This window comes from Faecalicatena orotica, assembly GCF_003149245.1.
Classification (GTDB): domain Bacteria; phylum Bacillota; class Clostridia; order Lachnospirales; family Lachnospiraceae; genus Faecalicatena_A; species Faecalicatena_A orotica.
Genome location: NZ_QGDL01000001.1, coordinates 17,222 through 41,377 on the forward strand (window position 1 = coordinate 17,222; position 24,156 = coordinate 41,377).

Below are 24,156 nucleotides of genomic sequence, written 5' to 3' on the forward strand. Positions count from 1 at the left end.
ATGAGCGGACAGATTAAAAGAATTAACCGGGAACTGAAGTTTAAAGGGAAGATTATCGATTTTTACCAGGATACGATGGAGATTGACGGTGACCATACCGTAGTGTGGGATTTCATCAGGCACAAAGGTGCTGCCGCGGTAGTGCCGGTTACGGACGATGGAAAGATATTGATGGTGAGACAGTACAGGAATGCACTGGACCGCTATACACTGGAGATTCCGGCAGGTGCCCTCGATGCGGAGGACGAACCCGGCATCTTATGTGCAGGCCGTGAACTGGAAGAAGAGACTGGCTACCGGAGTGAGGATCTGGAATGGCTGATAACCCTTCGCACAACAGTCGCATTCTGTAATGAAAGGATTGAAGTTTATGTTGCCCGGAACCTGATTCCGTCAAAGCAGCATCTGGATGAAGACGAATTCATCGATCTGAAGGCTTATACGATAGAAGAATTGAAGGAGAAGATTTTCTCCGGTGAAATAGAGGATGGAAAAACAATCTCCTCGCTTCTGGCATACGATGCAAAGTACGTCAGGAAATAAGTAAGAAACCCTTTCATATGCTCTGGCGGTGAAACGAACAGGCATAAATCATAAACCCCGGCATATAATGAAATATCTGAACAATAGGAGGAGAGCCTGTGAAGATACTTCATACGAGGAAGCAGCTGTTTGCTTTCTTTATGCCGGGATTTTTATTTGGAATTTTATATGTAAACTTAATCATGAAGAAATATACCGCCGAACCCGGAATCTTCAGTGATTACTTTCTGAACCAGTACCAGACCGCAAAAATTGCGGCACAGGAATACATCTGGTATCTGGTCCGGGTCCGTGCAGCCCCCTTTTTCGTATTACTGGGCCTGGCGTTCACGAAAATAAGAAAACCGGCTTCCATAGCATTTATTGTATGGACGGGCTTTTCAAGCGGGATGCTGTTATCTATGGGGGTCCTCGGGATGGGGATAAAGGGCAGCATCCTTTGTATTGTTGGTATCCTGCCCCAGTTTCTTCTGTATATACCTGCGTATATGGTAGTTATCTGGTACAGCTATACATACCCGCAGAATAAGTGGAATGCACAAAAGAGCATCTTTATCGGGCTGGCAATGGTTATGGGCATCATCCTTGAGGCCTATGTAAACCCGATCCTGATGCAGGCATTCCTGAAAACCCTGTAAAGAGAGCCGGGTGGAATAAAACAGAGCCGGATTTTACGGAACATTCGTAAAATCCGGCTCCTCTTTTTGGAACTTATCTTCCTGTTTTCAGACTCGGATAGAGAACGGCTGCCGCGCAAAGCGTTACAATGAGCTGGCTTAACAGCATTCCCCAGAGGTACCCCTGAATTCCAAACAACGGGATTGCAATGAATACGCTGGCAATCCGGATCACGAGGCCGAAGGAATTTATGAGGAATGTACTTGTTGTCTTTCCAAGGCCGTTTATCACACTCAGCAGGGCGGAGTTGGTGTATAGGAAGGGGCAGATCCATGCCAGGGTTATGATGAACTTACCGGCGGAGGCGCTGCCGAACAGTACGTTTCCCATCCAGGAACCGAGGATGAGAAAGATGAAACAACAGCCGAGGCCGAGTATGAAACAGGAGCCGGCAACTTTTTTTATAATATCCAGCATTTCATGACGGTTGTCTGTCGTTTGTATTTCTGCAACGGTGGGCATAAGCATGATGGAGATGGAACTGGTGATGGCGGACGGAAACAGGATGCAGGGAAGTGCCATCCCGGTCAGGACCCCATAAATACTGAGCGCCTCGGAGGTGCTGTGGTTGTGCATCTGCAGCCGGGCGGGGATGGAGATGGCTTCTATGCTCTGCAGCAGGTTGATTAGCATGCGGTTGGCGGTCAGGGGCAGGGAGAGCGGGACCAGTTCCTTGAAACGAGAACAGAATTCTTTATATGTAACATTCAGTCCGGATATAGTATGAGTGCTCCGTGTCAGTGATTTGGCGGCATAAAGTGCGGAAGTCACTTCTCCGATGACCAGCCCGAGTACTGCAATGGTGATCGGTGCATCGTCCCCCTTTTTTATTAAAATCATATAAAACACATAGACAGCAAGAATCCTTGTTACCTGTTCGACCAGCTGGGATACGGCCGGAATCTTCGTTTCCTTCATTCCGTAACAGTAGCCGCATATGCAGCTGTGGATCGCGGCAAACGGCAGTGCATAGGACAAAGGAATCAGCAGTGGTTCGCAGCGGGTGTCCCCCAGAAATTTTTCGGAAATGTATGCCGCATTTCCCTGAAGGACAAAAAGGCAGATTAAAGATAGCAGTATGGAAATAAAAAGCCCCAGCAGAAGGATTTCGCGGGCTTCTTTTTTTCTCCCGAGGGAGATTTTCTGGGCAACGGTTCTGGATATGGCGGTTTCGAGTCCTGCCGCGGTCAGCGCAAAGCAGAGTGAGTATACGGGGAAGATCAGCTGATACAGGCCGACACCTTCCTCCCCGAAAGTATGGCTTAAAAACATCCGGTAGAAAAAGCCCATGAACCTGCATAAAAAGCCGGTTGCTGTTAAGATAAAGGTCCCCCGTATGATGGTTTGTTTTCTGGACACTTGTTATGTATCTCCTAAAAAACATATTTTTACAACATATTCCTGCTTACGGCTTGACAGAACCAGAACCGAGTGGTATTCTACAAAAGAAAAGAAATCCTAGCAAATTGCTAGGGATTAAAACACTAGGATATGGAATACTAGGAATTGTTATACTAGGGATTAAGAAGGTGATAGATTGAAATTATCGACAAAAGGAAGATATGGCTTAAGGGCCCTGATTGATCTTGCGAAGTACAGTGGGCAGGAGCCGGTTTCAATTACAAGCATCTCTGACAGACAGGGGATTTCAGAACGGTATCTGGAGCAGCTGATGGCAATGCTGAAGAAGGCCGGGCTTGTGAAGAGCATCCGGGGTGCCGGCGGCGGTTATGTGCTGGCGAAGGAACTGGAGGAAATTTCCGTTGGCGATGTCCTGCGTGCCCTGGAAGGCAGTCTGGAGCCGGTAGAATGTTCGGGACTGAATCCGGAAGAAGGATGTAAGGCGGCGGACAGCTGTGTGACCAAGTATGTGTGGCAGCGGATTAATGAAAGCATCAACCATACGGTGGATGAGATGAAGCTGGACCAGCTGGTGGAAGAAAGCCGGAAGATGGGATGTCAGGATTTTCCCGGACAGACAGGCTGTAAGAATTAGAGAAACAATACAGGAGGAAATATAGATGAATAAACTAATTTATTTAGACAATGCGGCTACAACAAAAACAGCGCCGGAGGTTGTGGAGGCGATGCTTCCTTATTTTACAGAGAATTACGGGAACCCTTCCAGCGTATACTCATTTGCATCGGGCAACAAAGATGTGATTACCCGCCAGAGAGAGATTATCGCAGATACGCTGGGGGCGAATGGAAATGAGATTTATTTCACGGCAGGTGGCTCCGAATCGGATAACTGGGCCCTGAAAGCGACGGCCGAGGCTTATGGAAATAAAGGAAAACATATCATTACGACGAAGATTGAGCACCACGCAGTCCTGCACACATGCGAGTATCTGGAAAAGCAGGGATACGAGGTGACTTATCTGGACGTAGATGAGAATGGGATCGTGAAGCTCGATGATTTAAAGGCGGCCATCAGGCCGGATACGATTCTGATCTCTGTCATGTATGCGAATAATGAGATCGGTACGATACAGCCGATTCAGGAGATCGGAGAGATTGCCCATGAGAAGGGGATTCTTTTCCACACAGATGCGGTACAGGCTTTCTGCCAGGTGCCGATCGATGTAGATGCCTGTCATATCGATATGCTCAGCGCAAGCGCTCACAAGCTGAACGGGCCGAAAGGTATTGGTTTTCTGTATATCAGGAAGGGTGTGAAGATCCGTTCTTTCGTACATGGAGGTGCGCAGGAGAGGAAACGCCGCGCAGGGACTGAGAATGTTCCCGGTATCGTTGGTTTCGGAAAGGCTGTTGAGCGTGCGGCAGCGTCCCTGAAGGAGAGAACAGAGAAGGAAATCGAACTGCGGGATTATCTGATCGGGAGGATCGGGGCTGAGATTCCTTACAGCAGGCTGAACGGCGACCGGGTAAAGCGTCTTCCGAATAATGTGAACTTCAGTTTCCGGTTTATTGAAGGGGAATCTCTTCTGATTAAGCTGGACATGAAAGGAATCTGTGCATCCAGCGGTTCTGCCTGTACTTCAGGTTCCTTAGACCCGTCACATGTACTGCTTGCAATCGGCCTGCCCCATGAGATCGCCCACGGTTCACTGCGTATGACCCTGAGCGAGGAGACGACGAAGGAAGACCTTGATTTTGTTGTTGATTCCTTAAAAGAAATCGTGCAGCATTTGAGAAATATGTCACCTTTATACGAGGATTTTATAAAAAAACAAAGCAAACGACAGGAGGAAAAATAAATGTATACAGAAAAGGTAATGGATCACTTCGAACACCCTAGAAATGTAGGGGAAATAGAAAACGCCAGCGGCGTTGGAACGGTAGGAAATGCAAAGTGCGGAGATATCATGCGGATTTATCTGGATATTGATGAAAACCAGATTATCCGTGATGTGAAATTCAAGACATTTGGCTGCGGGGCTGCCGTGGCTACAAGCAGTATGGCAACAGAGCTGGTAAAGGGAAAGAATATCAATGAAGCGATGCAGATAACGAACAAGGCGGTAATGGAGGCTTTGGACGGACTTCCACCAGTCAAGGTGCACTGTTCCCTGTTAGCGGAGGAGGCCATTCATGCCGCGCTCTGGGATTATGCCGAAAAACATGACATTAAGATCGAAGGGCTCACGAAGCCAAAGTCAGATATCCATGAGGGCGAGGAAGAAGAGGAAGAGGAATATTAATGAGCAAAGTAGTAGTCGGAATGTCCGGGGGTGTAGATTCTTCCGTGGCGGCATATCTTTTGAAGGAGCAGGGATATGAGGTCATCGGGGTGACGATGCAGATCTGGCAGGATGAAGATCTGGCCGTACAGCAGGAAAACGGAGGCTGCTGCGGACTGAGCGCCGTAGATGACGCCAGAAGGGTCGCGGCAGACCTCGGGATTCCATATTATGTGATGAACTTTAAACAGGAATTTAAAGAACATGTCATCGACTATTTTATAGACGAGTATCTGCATGGGAGAACACCGAACCCGTGCATTGCCTGCAACAGATATGTAAAATGGGAGTCTTTGCTTACAAGGAGCATGGCGATCGGTGCGGATTATATCGCGACCGGCCACTATGCGAGAGTCGTGGAACTTCCCAATGGGCGCCGCACGCTGCGCTGTTCTGCAACGCTTGAGAAGGACCAGACCTATGCACTTTATAATCTGACACAGGAACAGCTGAAGCGGACGCTGATGCCGGTCGGGGAGTATTCGAAAGACGAGGTGCGCCGCATTGCGGAGAAGATCCATCTTCAGGTTGCGAATAAGCCGGACAGCCAGGACATCTGTTTTGTCCCGGACAAAGACTATGCTTCTTATATAGAAGAGAATACAGAAGTCAGTATCCCTGAGGGGGATTTCGTGACCAGTGACGGCACTGTTCTGGGAACTCATAAGGGAATTACACATTATACAGTCGGCCAGCGTAAAGGACTTGGACTTGCACTGGGATATCCGGCCTTTGTGCTGGAAATCCGTCCGGAGACGAACGAGGTGGTGATCGGGACCAAGGAAGAATCCATGACACATGTGCTGCGTGCAGACCGCCTGAATTTTATGTCCGTTGAAGATTTGACAAAACCTTTACGTGTTTTTACAAAAATACGCTATAACCATAAAGGTGCATGGTGTACAATAGAAAAAACGGGCACGGACGAAGTTACCTGTACATTTGAAGAACCTCAGAGGGCAGTCACTCCGGGACAGGCAGTGGTATTTTACGATGGGGAATATGTGCTCGGCGGAGGAACAATATTATGATAACAAGCGATTTTCACATGCACACAGATTTCTCATCGGACTGTGAGGCACCGGCGAGAGACATGATAGAGGGCGCGGTATCAAAAGGACTGAAGACAATCTGTATCACCGACCACAATGATAAAGATTATCCCTTTCACGAAGATATCGGACCCAAAGCGTTTATTTTTGACATAGACCACTACTTTGAAGTGCTCAGAGGGCTGAAAGAAGAGTATGCGGATAAAATAGATGTCCGCATCGGTATAGAGATTGGGCTCCAGCCACATCTTGGTGCATATTATAAAGAATTGGTGAATAAATATCCATTCGATTTTGTCATAGGGTCGGTTCATGTCGTACATGGCAGCGATCCTTACTATCGGGAAATGTTTCAGGGCAGAAGCGATGAGGAGGCGTACAGGGAGACCTTTCAGGCGACACTGGAAGACCTCGATGCCGTGGATGATTTTGACGTTCTGGGGCATATTGATTATGTGGTCCGTTACGGGAACAGTCAGGCGCAGGAGTATTCCTACCGGAAGTATGCGGACCAGCTTGATGAAATCCTGAAAAAGGTGATTGCCAAAGGCAAAGGGATCGAGATGAATATGGCCGGATTCAAATACGGGCTCGGTTTCTGCCATCCGCATCCGGACATCATCAGGCGTTACCGGGAGCTTGGCGGTGAGATTATTACGATCGGTGCCGACGGGCACAGACCTGAACACATTGCCTACGATTTTGAGAAGGCGGCAGGCATTCTGAAAGACTGTGGATTTAAATACTACACAGAATTTTCAGGGAGAAAGCCGAAATTTGAACAACTTCCATAAAAATGCATTTTGCACTTGAATTTTTGTTCTTGATTTAGTACAATAAACCATAGTTGATGAATCTTTAACAAACAGGCTGTTTGGCTGGAGATTCCACAATATAGCGACTGTGTAACAGTTGACACTTTTTAAAACTTTAGGAGGAATTAATCATGGCAGTAAAAGTAGCGATTAATGGATTTGGACGTATTGGACGTCTTGCATTCAGACAGATGTTCGGAGCAGAGGGATATGAAGTAGTTGCAATTAACGACTTAACATCACCGACAATGCTGGCTCACTTATTAAAATATGACTCAACACAGGGAAGATATGCATTATGCGACAAAGTAGTAGCAGGTGAAGATTCCATCACAGTTGACGGAAAAGAAATCAAAATCTACGCAAAAGCTAACGCTGAAGAACTTCCTTGGGGAGAGATCGGTGTAGATGTTGTTCTGGAGTGTACAGGCTTCTATACATCCAAAGCAAAAGCAGAAGCTCATATCAAAGCAGGCGCTAAGAAAGTCGTTATTTCTGCACCGGCAGGAAATGACCTTCCTACAATCGTTTACAATGTAAACCACGAAGAGCTTACAAAAGAGGACAACATCATCTCAGCTGCTTCCTGTACAACTAACTGCTTAGCTCCAATGGCAAAAGCACTGAACGATTTAGCACCGATCAAATCAGGTATCATGTGCACAATCCACGCTTACACAGGCGATCAGATGACACTTGACGGACCACAGAGAAAAGGTGATTTAAGAAGATCACGTGCAGCAGCTGTAAATATCGTTCCTAACAGCACAGGCGCAGCGAAAGCAATCGGTCTTGTTATCCCGGAACTGAACGGAAAATTAATCGGATCTGCACAGAGAGTTCCAACCCCGACAGGTTCTACAACTATCTTAACAGCAGTTGTTGAAGGAACAGTAACAGTTGACCAGATCAACGAAGCAATGAAAGCAGCTTCCAACGAATCTTTCGGATACAACACAGATGAGATCGTATCCAGCGATATCGTAGGAATGAAATACGGTTCATTATTCGATGCTACACAGACAATGGTACTTCCACTTGACAACGGAACAACAGAAGTACAGGTAATTTCATGGTATGATAATGAGAATTCTTACACAAGCCAGATGGTAAGAACAATCAAATACTTCGGAACATTACTGTAAGATTTGGTAACTGTTCATGGTCCTGAACAGTTACAAGATTTGAATAAATAAATAGAATAGACTCAAAAAAGGGTCCGGTCTTTGTTTAGGACCGGATTCTTTTTATGTAAAAATCAAGTATCTGCTCATGGTTTTGCGCAGGTAAAAATAAGAAAACAGGAGGCAATACTATGCTCAACAAAAAGTCAGTAGATGATATTAATGTAAAGGGTAAAAAGGTCCTTGTAAGATGCGACTTTAATGTACCGCTGATCGATGGAAAGATTACAGATGAGAACCGCCTTGTGGCTGCCCTGCCTACTATTAAGAAGCTGGTTGCAGACGGAGGAAAGATCATCCTCTGCTCACATCTCGGAAAGCCGAAGGGACAGCCTGTTCCTGAGTTATCACTCGCACCTGTCGCTGTAAGATTATCTGAACTGCTTGGACAGGAAGTAAAATTTGCGGCTGATCCTGAAGTGGTAGGACCTAACGCAAAGGCAGCGGTAGAAGCAATGAATGATGGAGATATCATCCTTCTTGAGAATACCCGTTACAGGGCAGAAGAGACAAAGAACGGGGAAGCGTTCAGCAAAGACCTTGCATCCCTCTGCGATGTTTTCGTAAATGATGCGTTCGGGACAGCACATAGAGCGCACTGCTCCAATGTTGGTGTGACACAGTTTGTGGACACGGCAGTTGTAGGATACTTAATGCAGAAAGAAATCGACTTCCTTGGCAATGCAGTAGAAAATCCTGAGAGACCATTCGTAGCAATCCTTGGCGGAGCAAAAGTATCCAGCAAGATTTCCGTAATCGAGAACCTGCTGGACAAGGTTGACACCCTGATTATCGGAGGCGGAATGTCTTACACATTCAGCAAGGCCCAGGGCGGAAACGTTGGTAATTCCCTTCTTGAAGAAGATTACTGCCAGTATGCCCTTGACATGATCAAAAAAGCAGAAGACAAGGGCGTAAAGCTGCTTCTTCCTGTAGACAACGTAATTGCAGATGACTTCTCCAACGATGCGCACACAAAAGTTGTAGGACGCGGAGAAATCCCGGACGGCTGGGAAGGCCTGGATATCGGACCTGAGACAGCTAAGATATTCTCAGACGCAGTAAGATCAGCTAAGACAGTAGTATGGAACGGACCAATGGGATGCTTCGAGATGCCAAACTTTGCAGCAGGAACAGAAGCAGTCGCAAAAGCACTGTCCGAGACAGAAGCAGTAACAATCATCGGCGGCGGAGATTCAGCAGCAGCCGTTAACCAGTTAGGATACGGCGACAAAATGACCCACATCTCAACAGGCGGCGGAGCCTCCCTCGAATTCCTCGAAGGAAAAGAATTACCGGGCGTAGCAGCAGCAAACAATAAGTAAAAAAAGGAGACCATATCATGGCAAGAAGAAAAATTATCGCAGGAAACTGGAAGATGAACAAAACTCCAAGTGAGGCAGTAGCATTAGTAGAAGAGTTAAAACCATTAGTAGCGAACGAAGAAGTTGACGTTGTATTCTGTGTTCCGGCAATCGATATCGTACCTGTAGTGGAAGCTGCAAAGGGTTCAAACATCCAGGTTGGCGCTGAGAATATGTATTTTGAAGAGAGCGGAGCATACACAGGAGAGATTTCTCCGGCTATGCTTGTAGATGCAGGTGTAAAATATGTAGTTTTAGGGCACTCTGAGAGAAGAGAATACTTCGGAGAGACAAACGAAGATGTCAACAAAAAAGTCCTGAAAGCATTTGAACATAACATTACACCGATCATGTGCTGTGGAGAGACTTTGGAGCAGAGAGAGCAGGGAGTTACGATGGACTTCATCCGCCAGCAGGTGAAAGTTGGATTCCAGAACGTGACAGCAGACCAGGCTAAGACAGCTGTTATTGCTTACGAGCCTATCTGGGCTATCGGAACAGGAAAGACAGCTACAACAGAGCAGGCTCAGGAAGTTTGTGCAGGAATCCGTGCATGCATCGCTGAAGTTTATGATGAAGCAACAGCAGAAGCAATCCGTATCCAGTACGGCGGATCTGTAAATGCTGCAACAGCTCCTGAATTATTTGCACAGGCAGACATTGACGGAGGACTTGTAGGCGGGGCTTCCCTGAAAGCTGATTTTGGAAAGATTGTAAATTACAAATAAGAATCACAGGAATACCGGTCCGGCGGGATATATCCCGCCGGAGTCTGTAAGGAAGGGAATCGTGGGGAGTAAGCGAAACAGCATATGCTCACTGCGATTTTTTTCTTGTTATACGAGAAATCCGTAGGCATCAGGGGTAAAAATGCTTTTTGCCCCCAACATCATATGATATCAGAGAAGGAGAAAAATATGCAGTACGAGGTGATCTCTATCCATACAGAGCAGTCCGCACCGAATACGAAGTTTTATGCGTATATACTGGACAGCTCCAAAGAATTCCAGCCGGACCTGATACGCCCAATGATTATTCTCTGTCCGGGCGGCGGCTACGAAAAGACAAGTGACAGAGAGGCGGAACCGGTTGCAATGCGTCTGCTGGCAATGGGTTACCATGTAGGGATTTTAAGGTATTCCGTTGCACCGGCCAGATTCCCGACGGCACTCTTAGAACTGGCGGAGGTTATGAAGCTGGTGCATGAGAATCATGAAAAATGGCATGTGGACTGGAACCAGATTTATGTGCAGGGATCTTCTGCGGGCGGCCATCTGGCAGCAAGTCTGGGAGTTTTCTGGAATAAGCCATTTCTGTATAAAGCAGCGGGAACGAAGCCTGATATCTTAAAACCGGCAGGCCTGATCCTGAATTACCCGGTCATAACATCCAAGAAGAAGTATTCTCATGAGGGCAGCTTCAGAAATCTGCTGGGCAGCGAATATAAGGAAAAGAAAAAGGAAGTTTCACTGGAGAAGCTGGTCACTTCAGATATGCCTCCCTGTTTCATCTGGCATACCTTTACCGATACAACCGTTCCTGTGGAAAATTCACTGCTGCTTGCGGCGGCTTTAAGAGGGGCCGGGGTTTCTACAGAGCTCCATGTCTATCCGACAGGGGGCCACGGCCTTTCACTCGCTGATGAGTCTACATCGAGGGCGGACGGAAGTTCAGTCTGCCCGCCTGTCCAGTCATGGATTGACCTGCTGGAGGTGTGGCTTGCCACAAGGACTGAAAAAGATATTTGCAAAAAGCGGGAAAAACATGTACAATAAGTACCGGATGAGTAACTGTCCGTGTGTTCTGGACAGTTACCCGGATGAAATAAAAGGAGTAAAGGAGAATAGATATGAGTAAAAAACCAACCGTATTGATGATCTTAGATGGTTATGGATTAAATGACAGTACCACCGGGAATGCCGTTTATGAAGGCAGGACCCCGGTTATGGATAAATTGATGGCAGAATGCCCGTTCGTGAAGGGGAATGCCAGTGGAATGGCAGTAGGACTTCCTGACGGACAGATGGGGAACTCAGAGGTGGGGCACCTGAACATGGGCGCGGGCCGCATTGTTTATCAGGACCTTACAAAGATTACAAAAGCAATCAAAGACGGGGATTTCTTTGAAAACAAGGCACTTCTTGCGGCTTGTGAAAATGTAAAGAAAAATGATTCTGCACTGCATATGTTCGGACTCGTGTCTGATGGTGGTGTACACAGCCACATTGAACACATTTTCGGACTCCTTGAGCTGGCTAAGAGACAGGGGATTGAAAAAGTGTATATCCACTGTTTCCTTGACGGACGTGATACCCCTCCGGCATCAGGAAAAGAATATGTAGAGCAGTTGGAAGCTAAAATGAAAGAACTCGGCGTAGGGCAGGTTGCAAGCGTAATGGGACGTTATTATGCAATGGACAGGGATAACCGCTGGGACCGCGTGGAAAAGGCTTACAATGCCCTTGTTAAGGGGATTGGAGAGACTGCAGAGTCAGGCCCGGCAGGGATTCAGGCATCTTATGATGCGGATGCAACAGATGAATTTGTTCTTCCGACCGTAGTTGTAAAGGATGGGGCACCGGTTGCCACGATCAAAGACAATGATTCCGTCATCTTCTTTAATTTCCGTCCTGACAGGGCAAGAGAAATCAGCAGGACATTCTGTGATGAACAATTTGAAGGCTTTGACAGGGGAGCACGTATTCAGACAACGTTTGTGTGCTTTACAGACTATGATGTGACAATCCCGAATAAGCTTGTTGCATTTACAAAGGATGAGATTACAAATACATTCGGAGAATTTCTGGCAGCTCATAATATGACGCAGGCACGTATCGCCGAGACAGAGAAGTATGCCCATGTAACATTCTTCTTCAACGGCGGTGTAGAAGAACCGAACAAGGGAGAGGACAGAATCCTCGTGAAGTCCCCGAAGGTGGCTACCTATGATCTGAAACCGGAGATGAGTGCATTTGAAGTATGTGGTAAACTGGTAGATGCAATCAAATCTGATAAGTATGACGTCATCATCATTAATTTTGCAAATCCGGATATGGTAGGCCATACCGGGGTTGAAGAGGCTGCGGTCAAGGCGATCGAGGCAGTTGACGAGTGTGTCGGAAGAGCCGTAGATGCAGTGAAAGAAGTGAACGGACAGATGTTTATCTGTGCAGACCACGGAAATGCAGAACAGCTGATTGACCCGGAATCCGGGGAACCATTCACGGCCCATACAACGAATCCGGTACCATTTGTGCTTGTTAATGCAGACCCGGCGTATAAGCTGAGAGAAGGCGGATGCCTGGCAGATATTGCCCCGACCCTGATCGAGCTCATGGGAATGGAGCAGCCCAAAGAAATGACAGGAAAATCCCTGCTTGTAAAATAAAGCAGAGAATGCCCTGTGATGAGTTGAACGGCCTCACCCTGATGCGGGACCGTGCGGACGGCAGGATTATGCCCTGCAGATGGCACGGCCCGGTGAAGGGTGTTTTTTGGCATATGAAAGTTATGGCAGATCCGGCGCATAATACGAGATAAGGAATTGGTATATTTATGTATGATAAATTAACAAAAAGCGATGTGGAAAAGATACAGGAAGAGATTGAACACCGGAAAATCGTGGTTCGCAGGGAATTGATCGAGTCCGTAAAAGAGGCGCGTGCGCATGGGGACCTGAGTGAAAACTTTGAATACCATGCCGCAAAGAAAGAAAAAAACCGGAATGAGAGCCGGATACGCTATCTGGAGAGGATGCTGAAAACCGCAGTCATTGTGGATGATTCTTCTAAGGATGACGAAGTTGGGATCAATAATACGGTAGAGCTCTATTTTGAAGAGGATGCCGAGGTTGAGACCTACCGGCTTGTCACATCGGTAAGGGGCAGTTCGATCAATGGCCTGATCAGTATTGAATCTCCGATCGGAAAGGCTATTTTAGGGCACAAGGTGAATGACAGGGTATTTGTGAAGGTAAATGAGAACGTAGGATATTTTGTTGTTATCCGCAAAATTGTGAATACACACAACGATGAAGATGACAAGATCAGGAGTTTTTAAGATGAAGATAAAAACAGTTTTATTTGATTTGGACGGGACACTGACGGATTCAGGACCGGGAATTATAAACGGGGTACAGTATGCGCTGAAGAAGTACGGGATGGAGGTCGATGACCTTTCCAGGCTCAGATGCTTTATCGGTCCCCCGCTGCATAAACAGTTTGAAGAATTCTGCGGGTTTTCAGAGGAAGAGGGGAAGCGTGCCGTTGCGTATTACCGCGAATATTACAGTGTAACAGGTCTTTTTGAAAATGAAGTGTATGAAGGGATCCCTGAACTTCTGCAGACATTGAGGGAGGCGGGGATTCAGACTGCTATGGCGACCTCAAAGCCGGAGAAGTATGCAATGATGATTGCCGATCATTTTAACCTTACAAAGTATTTTGATTTTATCGGCGGAAGCATGATGGACGGGAACCGGACCAAAAAGGCCGAAGTAATCGAATATGTTCTTGAGGCGTGTGGTGTGAAAGACAGGGATACCGTTCTGATGGTCGGGGACAGAGAACATGATATCATAGGTGCGAAAGAAGCAGGCGTGCATTCGGCAGGTGTGCTTTATGGCTATGGTACACTGGAAGAACTAGAGAAGGCAGATGCCGGATGTATCATAAAGACACCGGCTGAATTGCTGGATGTAATCGGGTAAATGGTAAAACGGGAGAAATTTAACAAAGCTTTATCTCAACCTTCCGTATAAAGTTTACACAGATTCCTTACAATAAATACAATAAAAATTGTATTTCAGATTGTGAGGGATGTTTATGTATCATACATTATGGAACTTGATAAATAAAATATCAGATAAGGAATCTGCAGCAGGCATCTATCTGGCGGTTAATATCGTATGCTGGACGGCACTGACAGTTCTGCTTGGAATAGCAGGCGCGGTACTGATACACATCGATCTTGCAAAAGCGGTGTTAAATATCCTGTGTGCAGGAACCTATGCAGGAATCATTTTCGGGCTGGTCGGGGGAATACTCTACCTTCAGAGAAGGACCGGGGAGGATGACCTGTAATTAAAGGTGAACAAATATGAAATTGAAACTCATCGATAAAACTACGGTGAAGTTTATCATCGTAGGGATAATCAATACGATTGTAGGGACAGGCGTTATGTTCATTCTCTACAATGTATTTCGGGCAAGTTACTGGTTCTCGTCGGCAATGAATTATATTGTGGGCAGTATCGTCAGCTATTTTTTGAACAAGTATTATACATTCCAGTATAAAGAAAGTTCTTTTAAGCAGATATTGAAATTTATCCTCAATATCAGTATTTGTTACTTCATCGCTTATGGTACGGCGAAACCGCTTGTTTATAAGGTTTTGCAGGGCTTTGATGCAGTCATAAGAGATAATGTGGCTATGTTGGTGGGAATGGGGATTTTTGTTGTATTAAACTATATAGGGCAGAGATTTTTTGTCTTTAAGAAAAAAGAAGAAAAGGTATAGACAGCCGGATGAGAATAAAATCAGATGGCAGTCTGTACCTTTTCTCTATATGGTTTACTAAATGCTGCTTACAGCAGCTTCTGTGCGCTTTGCCGTGCTCTTTTCCTGTGTCGGATTTATGTGTCTGTCCTGCATCTCTGCTTCCAGATTTTTATTCGCGGTTGAAAGCATCAGTTTGATGCGGTTCAGCTGGTTTACCTCGCTTGCACCGGGGTCGAAATCGATTGCAACTACATTGGACTGCGGGTATCTGCGGCGGAGTTCTTTGATGACCCCTTTTCCGACAACATGGTTCGGCAGACATGCGAATGGCTGTGTGCAGACGATATTGCCGGCACCGCTGTGGATTAATTCCAGCATTTCCCCGGTTAGGAACCAGCCTTCCCCAGTCTGGTTGCCGATGGAAACGATCTCGGATGCCATTTTAGCAAGATCCTCGATGTGTGCCGGAGGATCAAAATGTTCACTTCTCTTAAACTCGTTGGTTGCCGGTGAACGGAACCATTCCAGTGCCTTGATTCCGAGGTTGCCCATCGTGGCCTTGGATTTCTTAAACCCTAAGTGTGATACTTTGAAGTTCTGGTTATAGAAGCAGTAGAGCAGGAAGTCCAGCAGGTCGGGTACAACTGCCTCGGCTCCTTCGCTCTCCAGGAGTTCCACCAGATGGTTGTTGGCTGCCGGGAGGAATTTTACAAGGATCTCCCCGACAACGCCGACACGCGGTTTTCTGACGTTCAATGTTTCTATTGTATCAAAATCGTGTATGATATCCCGGCACAGTTTTTTGAACCTCCGTCTGGACGGATATCCGCTGGAAACGAATTCCTTGCAGACTTCCACCCATTTCCTGTGGATGGCATCCGTCGTGCCCGGTACTTTTTCATATGGGCGCATCCGGTAGACACACTTCATGAAAATATCACCGATCGCTGCCGCATAGACCCCACGCAGTGCCAGTGCAGGTGTAATCTTGAATCCCGGGTTGCCCTCCAGACCGCTTAAGTTGATGGAGATAACCGGGATATGGGAGTATCCGGCCTTTTTCAGCGCACGGCGGATGAATCCGATATAATTGGAAGCACGGCAACCGCCCCCGGTCTGGCTGATGATCACGGCCAGTTTATCGGTATCATATTTCCCGGATAAGATAGCCTCCATGATCTGCCCGACCACCATCAGGGACGGATAGCAGGCATCGTTGTTGACATACTTCAGACCAACATCTACGGCCTGCTTGTTGTCATTCGGAAGCACCTCCACTTTGTAGCCGGACGCCTGGAATGCGGGTTCCAGAAGTTCGAAATGCATCGGGGACATCTGCGGGCAGAGGATCGTATAAGTACTGCGCATCTCTTTTGTAAACGGCACTTTTTCGATAGAAGATGGATGGATTTCCCTCTTTGTCTGCCGCTGCTCCCTGACACGGATTGCTGCAAGTAGGGAACGGACACGGATACGGGCTGCCCCTAAATTGTTTACTTCGTCTATTTTCAGGGAAGTATATATTTTATCTGAGCGGGTCAGTATTTCTGCAACCTGGTCGGTGGTTACGGCATCCAGGCCGCAGCCGAAGGAGTTGAGCTGGATCAGGTCCAGATTCTCCTTTGTTTTCACATAATTAGCCGCTGCATAGAGTCTGGAATGGTACATCCACTGGTCCATGACATTCAGCGGGCGTTCTACTTCGTGCAGATGGGACACAGAGTCCTCTGTCAGCACGGCAATGTTATAAGAATTAATCAGCTCCGGCAGTCCATGATTGACTTCCGGGTCGATATGGTACGGGCGTCCTGCCAGTACGATACCGCGGTTTCCTGTTTCATCCAGAAACTTGATGGTTTCCTCACCCTTGCGGCGCATATCCTCACGGCAGGCGATAAGCTCGGTCCACGCCTCATGGACGGCGGCACTGATGTCACCGGCAGGGATAGAGAACTTTGCGGAAAGCTCTTCTGTCAGCCTGCTGGAAAGTGTTTCCTCGTTTTTGAAGGAAAGGAACGGGTGGATAAAATCTACATCCCCGTTTACGATCGGGTCCATATTATTCTTTATGTTTTCAGGATAAGACGTTACGATCGGGCAGTTGTAGTGGTTGTTGGCATCCTCAAATTCATTCCGCTCATAAGGGACGGACGGATAGAAGATATGCCCGACACCCTGGTTAATCAGCCACTGTACGTGTCCGTGGGCAAGTTTTGCCGGATAACACTCGGACTCACTCGGGATGGATTCGATGCCCAGCTCATAAATCTTCCTTGTTGAAGCCGGTGACAGTACGACGCGGAATCCTAATTTGTTGAAAAATGTGAACCAGAACGGATAATTCTCGTACATGTTCAGTACACGCGGGATTCCGATTGTGCCACGGGCAGCCTCGGCTTCCTCAAGAGGCTTATAACCGAAGTAACGTTCTTCCTTATACTCGAACAGGTTCGGCAGCTTGTTGAGTGATTTTTCCTTGCCAAGTCCGCGTTCGCATCGGTTTCCGGTAATGAATCTGCGGCCTCCGCTGAAATGGTTAATCGTCAGTCGGCAGTTGTTTGTACAGCCTTTACATTTTGTCATGGTCGTGCTGTATTCCAGAGCTTCGATTTCGTCTATCGGAAGCATCGTAGTTCCTTCACACTCCACATAACGTTCCCTGGCGATCAGGGCTGCGCCAAAGGCCCCCATGATCCCGGCAATATCCGGGCGGATGGCCTCGCAGTCTGCGATTTTCTCGAAACTGCGCAGAACGGCATTGTTGTAGAAGGTTCCTCCCTGTACAACAATATGGTTTCCAAGTTCAGATGCATCGGATACTTTGATTACCTTAAACAATGCGTTTTTAATGACAGAATAAGCAAGGCCGGCAGAGATGTCGGCAACTTCAGCGCCTTCTTTCTGTGCCTGCTTTACTTTTGAATTCATAAATACGGTACAGCGGGTGCCCAGATCGATCGGGTTCTTTGCATACAGGGCCTCCTGCGCAAAGTCTTCCACAGAATAGTTCAGCGACTTGGCAAAGGTCTCGATGAAGGAACCACAGCCTGAGGAGCAGGCCTCATTGAGCTGTACACTGTCTACGGTGTGATTTTTAATCTTGATACACTTCATGTCCTGTCCGCCGATATCCAGAATGCAGTCTACATCCGGTTCGAAGAAGGATGCCGCGTAGTAGTGGGAGACAGTCTCAACCTCGCCTTCGTCGAGAAGGAGGGCGGACTTGATCAGTGCCTCACCGTAACCGGTTGAGCAGGAATGGACGATATCCACCTCTTCGGGAAGCTGGCTGTAGATGTCTTTGATTGCACGGATCGTCGTGCCGAGAGGGTCCCCCTCATTGTTATTGTAAAAGGAGTATAGAAGGGTTCCGTCCTCACCGACCAGTGCTGCTTTTGTCGTAGTGGAACCGGCGTCGATCCCGAGGAATGCTTTCCCGCGGTAAGTAGCCAGATCCTTGACCGGCACCTGGTGCTTTGCATGGCGGCTGATAAAGGACTCGTATTCCGCAGTAGTCGCAAACAGCGGATCCATACGGTCTACTTCGAATTCCATCTTAATCTTGCCGGCCAGACGCTCCTGAATCTCCTGCAGTGCGACATTTACGTCTTTTTTTGAATTCAGTGCGGAACCGATTGCTGCAAACAAGTGGGAATGGTGCGGGGCGATGATATGCTCATCGTCCAGGTTTAAAGTACGGATAAATGCTGTGCGCAGTTCAGAGAGGAAATGGAGCGGCCCTCCTAAAAACGCTACATGCCCGCGGATTGGTTTCCCGCATGCCAGACCACTGATGGTCTGATTGACAACCGCCTGGAAAATAGAGGCAGCCAGGTCTTCTTTAGCAGCACCCTCGTTGATCAGGGGCTGGATGTCAGATTTCGCAAATACACCACATCGTGCGGCGATTGAATAGAGTGCTTTATAATTTTTTGCATAATCATTCAGACCGGCTGCATCTGTCTGTAAAAGAGATGCCATCTGGTCAATAAAGGAACCGGTGCCTCCGGCACAAACGCCGTTCATACGCTGTTCGACACTGCCTCCTTCAAAGTAAATGATCTTGGCATCTTCTCCGCCAAGCTCGATGGCAACGTCTGTCTGCGGTGCATAGTCCTGCAGCGCGGTTGATACGGCGATTACTTCCTGTACAAACGGCACTCCTAAATGTTTTGCCAGAGTCAGCCCGCCGGACCCTGTGATAACCGGTGAGACACGGATCGGTCCCAGTTTGTAGATCGCTCTTCCAAGCAGGTCGGACAATGTTTCCTGTATATTGGCAAAATGCCGTTCATAGTCGGAAAAAAGTACTTCGTTATCACCGTTGAGAATTGCAATTTTGACAGTGGTAGAGCCAATGTCAATTCCTAAGGTATGTAATTCATGTAAGCTCATAATATTTTCCTCATCCTCCAGAGCATGCGTGATGCAGGCTCTTTACTAGTATATGTCTGTTACTTCTTATTAAATGTAGTTCATGTTTTTACAACAATTTACATTATACGACATGAAAGGGAAAAACACAATTGGCATTATTATGCAGGATAGCAGTTTATTTCGACAAAGTTTATAAAATTTAACAAAATGATAACAGAAAAAAGCCAACATATATTTGACAAACAAAGAGGCGGACTGTACAATTACTTCATGAATGAGAAAATAAATAATAAGGAGAACGATGTCATTGAACTGGTTGAATAAGTTAGAAAAAAAATTCGGACGCCATGCGATTCATAATCTGACGATGTACCTGATTGGCGGCTATGTGATCGGGTATGGAATCTATTTAATGATGCCAAGTCTATTGAACTGGCTCACACTGGAACCGGCTTTTATTTTACGGGGACAGGTATGGCGGATTGTGTCATGGGTGCTGATGCCGCCAAGCGGCAACCTTTTTACGATCATAATTATGATGATGCTTTATTACTCATTAGGGAATGCCCTGGAACGTACATGGGGGGCGTTCAGGTATAATGTATATATTTTTTCAGGCATTTTGTTTACGGTCATCGGTGCATTCATTCTGTATTTTGTGTCTGGAGGCGGCATAGGTGTGGGAGGATTTTTCAGCACATATTATATCAATATGTCTATTTTCCTTGCATTCGCGGCCAGCTATCCGGATATGGAACTTATGCTGTATTTTATCCTGCCGATTAAGATCAAATGGATGGCGCTTGTCTATGCAGTCATGATCCTGTATTCGATGGTGAGGGGAAATGCAGCCGTCCGGGTTGCGATACTGGCATCTCTGCTGAACTTTGTGATTTTCTTTTTCTCAAGCAGGAATATGAAGCCGTATTCTCCAAAGGAACAGGCTAGGAAGAAGCAGTTTAAGCAGCAGTCAAGGCCCCACATGACCTATCCGGGAGGAGCACGACACAGGTGTGCGGTATGCGGGCGTACGGAACTGGATGACCCGACTCTGGAATTCCGATTCTGTTCCAAATGTAAAGGAAACTATGAGTACTGTCAGGACCATCTGTTTACGCATCAGCATGTGAAGTAGTCCGGGCAGATATTATGATACGCCGCGGCGTATTAGAAAGTCAAAGACCTCGCAGCAGTCTGCGGGGAATTTGATCTTCGTGGCAGCCAGGCAAGGCTAACTTGGCTTTGGTTCGCTGTTCGCGGTAATTAAGAAAAAAGCAGCAGGGTAAGAAGGAGACATGAAAGAATGAAGAAAACAAAAGTAGTTTGTACAATGGGACCGAATACAAATGACAGGGAACTGATGAGAAAACTGATTCAGAACGGCATGGATGTGGCCCGTTTTAATTTTTCACATGGTGACCACGAGGAGCATAAAGGCAGAATGGATATGCTGAAGCAGTTGAGGGAGGAGGAACATGCCAACACTGCAATACTTCTGGATACAAAGGGACCGGAGATTCGCACAGGACTCCTGAAAGATGGGAAAAAGGTGACACTTAACACAGGTGCTGCTTTTACACTGACGATCGATGAGATAGACGGAGACGATAAGAAGGTTTCCATCACATATGACGGACTGGTGGACGATGTTGATAAAGGCAAGACAATCCTGATTGATGACGGGCTGATCGGGCTGGAAGTGGTGAGCAAGACAGACAGAGAGATCAACTGTATCGTAGTCAACGGCGGTGAGTTAGGTGAGCGCAAGGGCGTCAATGTACCGAACGTACCGGTCAGGCTTCCGGCGATCACAGATAAAGACAAGGAAGATATCAAGTTTGGCGTAGAGCAGGATGTGGACTTTATTGCGGCCTCCTTTGTAAGAAATGCAGAGTGTGTACTGGAGATTAAAGCTTATTTAAAGGAACTGAAGGCACCTTATATCCCGATTATCGCGAAGATCGAGAATGCAGAGGGAATCCAGAATATTGATGAGATCATCCGTGCAGCGGACGGTATCATGGTAGCCCGCGGAGACCTGGGCGTAGAGATACCGGCCGAGGAGGTTCCGTATCTGCAGAAAATGATGATCCAGAAGGCAAACAATAACTTTAAGACCGTAATCACGGCAACCCAGATGCTGGATTCCATGATCCGCAACCCGCGCCCGACAAGGGCCGAGGTGACGGATGTTGCCAATGCGGTTTATGACGGGACAGACGCAGTAATGCTTTCCGGTGAGACTGCACAGGGAAAATATCCGGTTGAGGCACTCCAGATGATGGTTCATATTATCGAGAACACAGAGCAGCATCTGGACTATGATATTATCCTCGAAAAGGCAGGGGCACATTTAAAAACTGGCGTATCCAGCGCAATCGGATATTCCTCCGTCCTCGCGGCAGCTAATCTGAACGCGAAGTGTATTATCACTCCGTCCGTGTCAGGTGCCACTGCAAGAGTTGTTTCCAATCTGAAGCCGAAACAGGAAGTGCTTGGAGTGACCCCGAATGAGAGGACACTGCGCAGGATGTCCATTTACTGGGGAGTCAGACCGCTGAAGTCATTGGAATTTAATACGACTGAAGACATCTGCAGCGGTGCGATTGAACTTGCACTTGTGAAGCAGTATATCGAGGTTGGCGATGTTGTAGTACTGACTGCGGGAATTCCTTCACCGAGCGTCAGAAAGGAAAAAAGCGGGGTCAGCAATATGATGAGAATTGCAACAATCGAGTAAGAACTCGTGATAATCAAGGACAGCCACAGGGTTGTCCTTTTTCATATTGACATCACATACACAATCGTGTATAGTGTTCCTATACAGTACTACTAGAAAATGCAAAGATAAGTGTTGACTGGAGGGGATGAAATGGATGAGCAGTTGTTTGCCGGGTATTTGCTTCATTTCGGACTGACCAGGCAGGAGGCACTGGTTTACCAGAAGCTTTTGCTTAAGGGAAAGCAGACGGGATATGAGGTGGCTAAGGAGGCCGGAATCTCCCGGTCTAATGCTTACAGTTCTCTGGCCGGGCTCGTGGAAAAGGGTGCGGCGTATCTGGTGGAGGAATCCGCGAAGAGATACATACCTGTCAGGCTGGAGGAGTTTTGTGAGAACTGCATCAGACGGATGAAGGCTGAGGAAGAATGGATGGTCCGCAATCTTCCAGAAGGTCAGGTAGATGAGGAAGGGTATATTACGATTGAGGGAGAGGCAAATATCAGGGATAAGGTTAAGAATCTGATCGCCTCCGCGAAGGAACGGGTGTATCTGTCCTGTGCAGTGCAGGTTCTGGGAGAGTTTCAGAACGAATTAAAGCAGCTGGCCAGTGAGGAAAAGAAGGTCGTAATCATTACGGACGGCCCATTTGGGATGGACGGTGCAAGGGTCTACCTGACAGAGGATAAGGGAAAGCAGATCGGACTGATTACGGATTCGAAGTATGTGCTGTCGGGAGAATACGGGAAGGGAAGTATGAACACATGCCTGTATTCGGGACAGAATAATTTTGTGCTGGTATTCAAAACGGCTTTGGCCAATGAGATTAAATTAATAGAAATATGCAGAGGAGAAGAAGGAAGATGAAAAAAGAGCCATTTGTAACAAAAGAGCAGCTTGAAGAGATTGTGAAAGAGTTTCCGACGCCTTTTCATCTCTATGATGAGAAAGGGATCCGGGAAAATGTAAAAGCTTTGAAGGAGGCGTTCTCCTGGAACCCGGGATATAAAGAGTATTTTGCGGTAAAAGCGACGCCCAACCCGTTTTTGATTGACATTTTAAAGGAATATGGCTGTGGCTGTGACTGTTCTTCTTATACGGAACTGATGCTTTCCGATGCCATAGGGGTGCGCGGGGAGGATATCATGTTTTCATCTAATGATACGCCTGCGGAGGAATTCGTTATGGCTGACAGGCTTGGAGCAATCATTAATCTGGATGATATCACGCATATTGATTTTCTTGAGGAGACGATCGGGCATATTCCTGAGACGATCAGCTGCCGTTACAATCCGGGCGGATTGTTTAAGATCAGCAATGATATCATGGATAATCCGGGGGATTCCAAGTATGGTATGACGACAGAGCAGATTGTAGAGGCATTTAAGATTCTGAAAAGCAAGGGTGCGAAGGAATTTGGGATTCATGCTTTCCTGGCAAGCAATACTGTAACGAATGATTATTACCCGATGCTTGCAAAGGTGCTGTTTGAACAGGCGGTGCGCCTCCAGAAAGAGACGGGGGTGCATATTAAGTTTATCAATCTCTCCGGCGGAATTGGTATTCCGTACACACCGGATCAGGAACCGAACGATATCCGTATCATCGGAGACGGTGTGCGCAGAGTCTATGAGGAAGTCCTCGTGCCGGCAGGAATGGGGGATGTGGCGATATATACTGAACTTGGACGCTATATGATGGGACCGTACGGGTGCCTTGTAACAAAAGCGATCCATGAAAAGCATACACATAAGGATTATATTGGTGTTGACGCCTGCGCTGTGAACCTGATGCGCCCTGCAATGTATGGTGCCTATCACCACATTACGGTGATGGGGAAGGAAGAATGCCCGTATGACCACAAGTATGATGTGACCGGATCACTGTGTGAGAATAATGATAAGTTTGCAATAGACAGGATGCTTCCGGAGATCGAGATGGGGGACTATCTGGTGATTCATGACACGGGGGCCCACGGATTTTCTATGGGATATAATTATAATGGCAAGTTAAGGTCGGCAGAGGTGCTGTTAAAGGAAGACGGGACAGCAGAGCTGATCCGCCGTGCGGAGACGCCGGCTGATTATTTTGCTACTTTTGACTGTTTTAAAATCGGGGAAAAACTAATTGAGAAATAGGAAAGAGTAATAAAAAAGGTATTGCAAAAAATTGTCGGATATGATAAGATAAAATTCGGTTTGAAGAGCAGAAGGATTTCTGC

At 47.0% G+C, this 24,156-nt stretch carries 22 protein-coding genes; 20 read left to right on the forward strand and 2 right to left on the reverse strand.

Annotated elements, in window-relative coordinates; genetic code table 11:
* Positions 1–543 (forward strand): NUDIX hydrolase, encoded by a 543-nt coding sequence (locus A8806_RS00075; protein ID WP_109729133.1) that lies wholly within the window; start codon positions 1–3, stop codon positions 541–543.
* Between the two features lie 98 nt (positions 544–641).
* Positions 642–1,181: a stage II sporulation protein M gene (locus A8806_RS00080; protein WP_109729134.1), complete on the forward strand. Its 540-nt coding sequence runs from the start codon at positions 642–644 to the stop codon at positions 1,179–1,181.
* A 73-nt stretch (positions 1,182–1,254) separates the two neighbouring features.
* Here the strand turns inward: A8806_RS00080 and A8806_RS00085 are convergent, their stop codons facing one another.
* Positions 1,255–2,580 carry a polysaccharide biosynthesis protein gene (locus A8806_RS00085; protein WP_109729135.1) on the reverse strand — a complete coding sequence of 442 codons (1,326 nt, stop codon included), beginning with the start codon at positions 2,578–2,580 and terminating at the stop codon, positions 1,255–1,257.
* A 178-nt stretch (positions 2,581–2,758) separates the two neighbouring features.
* On the opposite strand from A8806_RS00085, the gene A8806_RS00090 reads away from it, so the two are divergent.
* The 14 genes from A8806_RS00090 to A8806_RS00155 all read left to right on the forward strand — a co-directional run bounded on the left by A8806_RS00090 (position 2,759) and on the right by A8806_RS00155 (position 14,857).
* The gene (locus tag A8806_RS00090) at positions 2,759–3,217 is read left to right on the forward strand and encodes an RrF2 family transcriptional regulator (protein WP_109729136.1); all 459 of its coding nucleotides are present in this window, start codon (positions 2,759–2,761) and stop codon (positions 3,215–3,217) included.
* A gap of 25 nt (positions 3,218–3,242) precedes the next feature.
* Positions 3,243–4,442: a cysteine desulfurase NifS gene (gene nifS / locus A8806_RS00095; protein ID WP_109729137.1), complete on the forward strand. Its 1,200-nt coding sequence runs from the start codon at positions 3,243–3,245 to the stop codon at positions 4,440–4,442.
* The gene (gene nifU, locus A8806_RS00100; protein ID WP_109729138.1) at positions 4,443–4,886 is read left to right on the forward strand and encodes a Fe-S cluster assembly scaffold protein NifU; all 444 of its coding nucleotides are present in this window, start codon (positions 4,443–4,445) and stop codon (positions 4,884–4,886) included.
* Entirely contained in the window at positions 4,886–5,956 is a 1,071-nt protein-coding gene (gene mnmA / locus A8806_RS00105; protein ID WP_109729139.1) for a tRNA 2-thiouridine(34) synthase MnmA, read from the forward strand. Before nifU ends, mnmA begins: the two co-directional genes overlap by 1 nt.
* Positions 5,953–6,771 carry a histidinol-phosphatase HisJ family protein gene (locus tag A8806_RS00110; RefSeq protein WP_109729140.1) on the forward strand — a complete coding sequence of 273 codons (819 nt, stop codon included), beginning with the start codon at positions 5,953–5,955 and terminating at the stop codon, positions 6,769–6,771. The genes mnmA and A8806_RS00110 overlap by 4 nt, the downstream gene beginning before the upstream one ends.
* A gap of 152 nt (positions 6,772–6,923) precedes the next feature.
* Complete coding sequence (gap, locus tag A8806_RS00115) at positions 6,924–7,937, forward strand: type I glyceraldehyde-3-phosphate dehydrogenase (RefSeq protein WP_109729141.1); 1,014 nt, start codon at positions 6,924–6,926, stop codon at positions 7,935–7,937.
* Positions 7,938–8,107: 170 nt separating this feature from the next.
* On the forward strand, positions 8,108–9,301 hold the full coding sequence (locus tag A8806_RS00120) for a phosphoglycerate kinase (protein ID WP_109729142.1): 1,194 nt from the start codon (positions 8,108–8,110) through the stop codon (positions 9,299–9,301).
* 17 nt (positions 9,302–9,318) lie between these two features.
* Positions 9,319–10,068: a triose-phosphate isomerase gene (gene tpiA, locus A8806_RS00125; protein ID WP_109729143.1), complete on the forward strand. Its 750-nt coding sequence runs from the start codon at positions 9,319–9,321 to the stop codon at positions 10,066–10,068.
* Positions 10,069–10,257: 189 nt separating this feature from the next.
* Complete coding sequence (locus A8806_RS00130) at positions 10,258–11,115, forward strand: alpha/beta hydrolase (protein WP_109729144.1); 858 nt, start codon at positions 10,258–10,260, stop codon at positions 11,113–11,115.
* Between the two features lie 74 nt (positions 11,116–11,189).
* A complete protein-coding gene (gene gpmI / locus A8806_RS00135; RefSeq protein ID WP_109729145.1) occupies positions 11,190–12,728 on the forward strand; it encodes a 2,3-bisphosphoglycerate-independent phosphoglycerate mutase in 1,539 nt (512 codons plus the stop codon).
* 167 nt (positions 12,729–12,895) lie between these two features.
* Entirely contained in the window at positions 12,896–13,399 is a 504-nt protein-coding gene (locus A8806_RS00140; RefSeq protein WP_109729146.1) for a GreA/GreB family elongation factor, read from the forward strand.
* Position 13,400: 1 nt separating this feature from the next.
* Positions 13,401–14,048 (forward strand): HAD family hydrolase, encoded by a 648-nt coding sequence (locus A8806_RS00145; protein ID WP_109729147.1) that lies wholly within the window; start codon positions 13,401–13,403, stop codon positions 14,046–14,048.
* Positions 14,049–14,163: 115 nt separating this feature from the next.
* On the forward strand, positions 14,164–14,421 hold the full coding sequence (locus A8806_RS00150; protein ID WP_109729148.1) for a hypothetical protein: 258 nt from the start codon (positions 14,164–14,166) through the stop codon (positions 14,419–14,421).
* Between the two features lie 16 nt (positions 14,422–14,437).
* The gene (locus A8806_RS00155) at positions 14,438–14,857 is read left to right on the forward strand and encodes a GtrA family protein (RefSeq protein WP_109729149.1); all 420 of its coding nucleotides are present in this window, start codon (positions 14,438–14,440) and stop codon (positions 14,855–14,857) included.
* A 57-nt stretch (positions 14,858–14,914) separates the two neighbouring features.
* Here the strand turns inward: A8806_RS00155 and A8806_RS00160 are convergent, their stop codons facing one another.
* Complete coding sequence (locus A8806_RS00160; protein WP_242995910.1) at positions 14,915–19,234, reverse strand: 2-hydroxyacyl-CoA dehydratase; 4,320 nt, start codon at positions 19,232–19,234, stop codon at positions 14,915–14,917.
* Between the two features lie 289 nt (positions 19,235–19,523).
* Here A8806_RS00160 and A8806_RS00165 point away from each other — a divergent pair, with 289 nt between their 5' ends.
* The 4 genes from A8806_RS00165 (at position 19,524) to A8806_RS00180 (ending at position 24,073) form a co-directional block, all read left to right on the forward strand.
* Complete coding sequence (locus A8806_RS00165) at positions 19,524–20,351, forward strand: hypothetical protein (RefSeq protein WP_109729150.1); 828 nt, start codon at positions 19,524–19,526, stop codon at positions 20,349–20,351.
* A gap of 168 nt (positions 20,352–20,519) precedes the next feature.
* Positions 20,520–21,956, forward strand: a complete 1,437-nt coding sequence (pyk, locus tag A8806_RS00170) for a pyruvate kinase (protein ID WP_109729151.1) — start codon at positions 20,520–20,522, stop codon at positions 21,954–21,956.
* A 132-nt stretch (positions 21,957–22,088) separates the two neighbouring features.
* Positions 22,089–22,802 (forward strand): TrmB family transcriptional regulator, encoded by a 714-nt coding sequence (locus A8806_RS00175; protein WP_109729152.1) that lies wholly within the window; start codon positions 22,089–22,091, stop codon positions 22,800–22,802.
* Entirely contained in the window at positions 22,799–24,073 is a 1,275-nt protein-coding gene (locus A8806_RS00180) for a diaminopimelate decarboxylase family protein (protein ID WP_109729153.1), read from the forward strand. Before A8806_RS00175 ends, A8806_RS00180 begins: the two co-directional genes overlap by 4 nt.
* The last annotated feature ends 83 nt before the right edge of the window (positions 24,074–24,156 follow it).